We start from the raw sequence: 3,140 nt of genomic DNA on the forward strand, positions 1-3,140 counted from the left end.
TGCTGCTTTGGCTGTTCTGGTTTTCCAAGTATTCCTGCGACATAATGGTACTCCTTTGTAAATTGTTGTTGTTTGATTTGGGACAAAAGCGGTATGGTCGGTATGTACCGCACTTGTTGGGTTTCGGGTTGTTCTATAAGTTCTTCGATAAGCTTGGCTTGGTACTCCTCTTGGGCTTCAAACTTCGTTGTGGGAAGTGGGCATTGGCCAAAAAGTTTTTCCAAACGCGAAAGAGAATATTTATTTGATATTTTAGAAAATTTAATGGTGTCTGAATTATTATTAAAAATAAAAACCAGTCCACCGCCACTACGTTTGATTTTCCCAAATTCAGTAGTAGTATCTATTAATGAACCCCAGCTTTTGGCATTTTTGAAAATTGGCAACAACCTTTTTTTAATCTCTTCAGATGTTAAAAGGTCTTTATATTCAAATGGTTGTAGCAAATATTCATTATGACACGCCCCATCATTATTGGAAGGCAGACCATACTTCTCTATCAAAGACCTTGCTGAATATTTTTTTCCACATTTTGAGAAAGAGCATTTGCGATTGTCTGGACCAGTTATGATTCCGCCAGGCTTTCCATCATCAAAAAATTTAATTGTGATTTCAATTACTTTTTCCGCAAACATGCGATCTGCAATCGCCCAGAATCTTTCACCTGTGTCCTTGTGCTCAATGGCAGCACTGTCGAATATTTGTTTAGCAACTTCAGCAAGTTGGCGTTGTTTTGATTTCTTGCCGGACTTGCGTTCTCCAGAAATGATTGGCTGGCTATGAGTGTCTTTTTGATTGATTCTGAGGATAGGTTTACCCAAATGGTCATGTGTTAGGTTCGGAGGCTCCCACCCTTCTGTCTTACATATTCTGGCAATGGCAACTTGTCTGCATATAGATTCATCTGTACGAGTCCGAATTATAACTTTGCCATTCTTACGTTTTTCTCTACTCGTAACCTTGAATTCACCTGAATCTGAAATTTTATATCGACCTTTTGCATCAGGTGTTTTTGCAAGACGATCCAACAAAACGTGTACATGAAAGTGTTCAGTGTTTTCGTGACAATCAAATAAGGCGAAGGCATTTGGCATACCAAGGATTTGCAGATATTCTTTTAGGTGTGAAACAACTTGTTGCCGTGTGGGGCGTATTCCTCCAGCATATGAAAAAACAAGATGCTGTAAAGGTTTTGCCTCTTTGTTTACAGAAAGATTTAGGTGAGCTTGCATTTCAATGAGTTGAGTTTCCCGATCGTTGGATGAAAAATTCAGACCACCCATAATTTTTCCATATTCATCAGATGGAACTTTGGCACCATCATGCTTCAAATCCTGAGAATAGTCAGAAGATTTGATAAGGTCACGGTTTACAGCCGGCTTAGGAATGATGTTTAAGCTCATACAATCCCCACTTGTTTTATAGCATGACGCCACTTTTCAACCATAGACGCATCAAGTTGCTGATTCTTGTGGGCAAGAATGACTTCTTTACCAATGGCATCAAGATGTTCAAGGGCTTGTGTTGGAATATTTTTTGTGGATGAGATGCGACGAATGGCATCGGCAACATCCTCTACCATTGATAAAGGAACCAAGTTACGAGACTCGCCTTCAACGAACAAATTTTTGATAAGACCAGAAACTTGACTTAAAAAATTGATAGCCTGAGACAAATTATAGTTTTCAACTTTTGATTTTATGGGTAGTCCAAGAGCCTTGTGCCTGAGATAGGAACAGATAGACATGTTGGCTTTTTGAGCACTGGCTTGAACCTTTTCAAACTCTTCAGGAGAAAACCTAGTGTGGGCTGGAACAGGATACTTTGCACCAGCATTTTTTTGGGTATGTATGATTTTCATAAAACAATTCTCCATTACCAATTTATTGTTTGTTAGTCTTCGTTACTGTGTATATGCCGAAGGCCTTTCTTTGCTAGTCCAGAGCGCATAGCGTCTGGCCGGATGCCGATCCCGTTAACAATGAGCAAAGCGAAGAGTAACGGGTGACGACTGCAAAGCAGGAGGAAAGGCAAGCCAGTATGCGAAAAAACGAAGTTTTGAGTATACTGAGGCACTCCGGCCTCACTAGTTATCTTAACTATAACACATATTTTTTTATATGCAACTATCTAATTTGTATACACTTTGTGCTAAAACATCTACAGTTTGTGATAATTTCTATACAGTTTATGCTAAAACATATACGCTATAAAAAATAAAATCTCGTCAACATGAGAAAAATACTGATACATCAATCACTTAATGCTGATAAAATATGCGTCAATTGAGTTATATTTAGGTATTCCAATTTCACTTTTTTTTTAAGTTTTTTAACGTTTTTTTTGCCACTTGATGAATTAATAAATTTTTTAACGGAAATTTTTTCGGCTGGGTCACTAAAAATTCTTTTATTTATTGGGCTGGGTCACTAATTAATAAGGTTTTGGTCATAAGTTATTTCTTTTGCTTTTATTATTTTTGATGCTGGTCTTTTGATTTATGCACAAACAAAACATAAAACGATGAAAAAAACGCAAAATAAAGTTTTGCTACTGGTCTTATTTCTTAGTTAAGAATATCTTAATTTTAACTCAGCGATATAACAAGGCTCTTTACTTTTTATATAAAAATTTTGCTTTATGTATAAAGATTGTGTATATTGAGCATCATATAAGTATTAAGATTGTTGAATATAAACATTTGTTTTATAATTATAATCGTTAACATTTTGATATTTATGTTAATTTACATATAAATATTTATAAGCGATTGATACAGGGGGTATTTTATGCAAAAAGCGTTTGATTTTTCTGGTTTGGGTTTATTTTTCCGTGTTCTGGCGTTTGCGTTTATTCTATCTTTCACCTTGCCTTTAGCTGGTAATGCGGCTGACAAAAAAGCGGAGCAAGAAGCAAACGTAGCCCGTGTTCTGGCACGTTTAAACAGCCAAGAGCGTCAAGCGGCTATTGCTAAAATGAATGAAAAGAATGCGGAACAGAAGAAAATAAAAGACGCTAGCCTCATTCAAAAAGCTTCACAAAGCAATAATGAAAAAGCTTCTGTCGCTTCAAAAGGCGAAAAAACCAAAACATTAGTAGCTTCTGATAACGCAGTAACGCCTTCTGATAGTCCTAAAAAA

The 3,140-nt window shown here is 36.5% G+C and carries 3 protein-coding genes; 1 reads left to right on the forward strand and 2 read right to left on the reverse strand.

The features are described from left to right. On the reverse strand, positions 1 to 1,403 hold a 1,403-nt coding region (locus BT999_RS12205), incomplete at its 3' end, for a relaxase/mobilization nuclease domain-containing protein (RefSeq protein WP_143145582.1). Next, entirely contained in the window at positions 1,400 to 1,861 is a 462-nt protein-coding gene (locus BT999_RS12210) for a plasmid mobilization protein (protein WP_072698062.1), read from the reverse strand. The genes BT999_RS12210 and BT999_RS12205, both read right to left, overlap by 4 nt. A gap of 928 nt (positions 1,862 to 2,789) precedes the next feature. Between BT999_RS12210 and BT999_RS12215 the strand changes: the two genes are divergently transcribed. Beyond that, a partial coding sequence (locus BT999_RS12215) for a hypothetical protein (protein WP_143145583.1) occupies positions 2,790 to 3,140 on the forward strand: 351 nt, incomplete at its 3' end.

The sequence above is a fragment of the Desulfovibrio litoralis DSM 11393 genome (assembly GCF_900143255.1).
Lineage (GTDB): Bacteria > Desulfobacterota > Desulfovibrionia > Desulfovibrionales > Desulfovibrionaceae > Frigididesulfovibrio_A > Frigididesulfovibrio_A litoralis.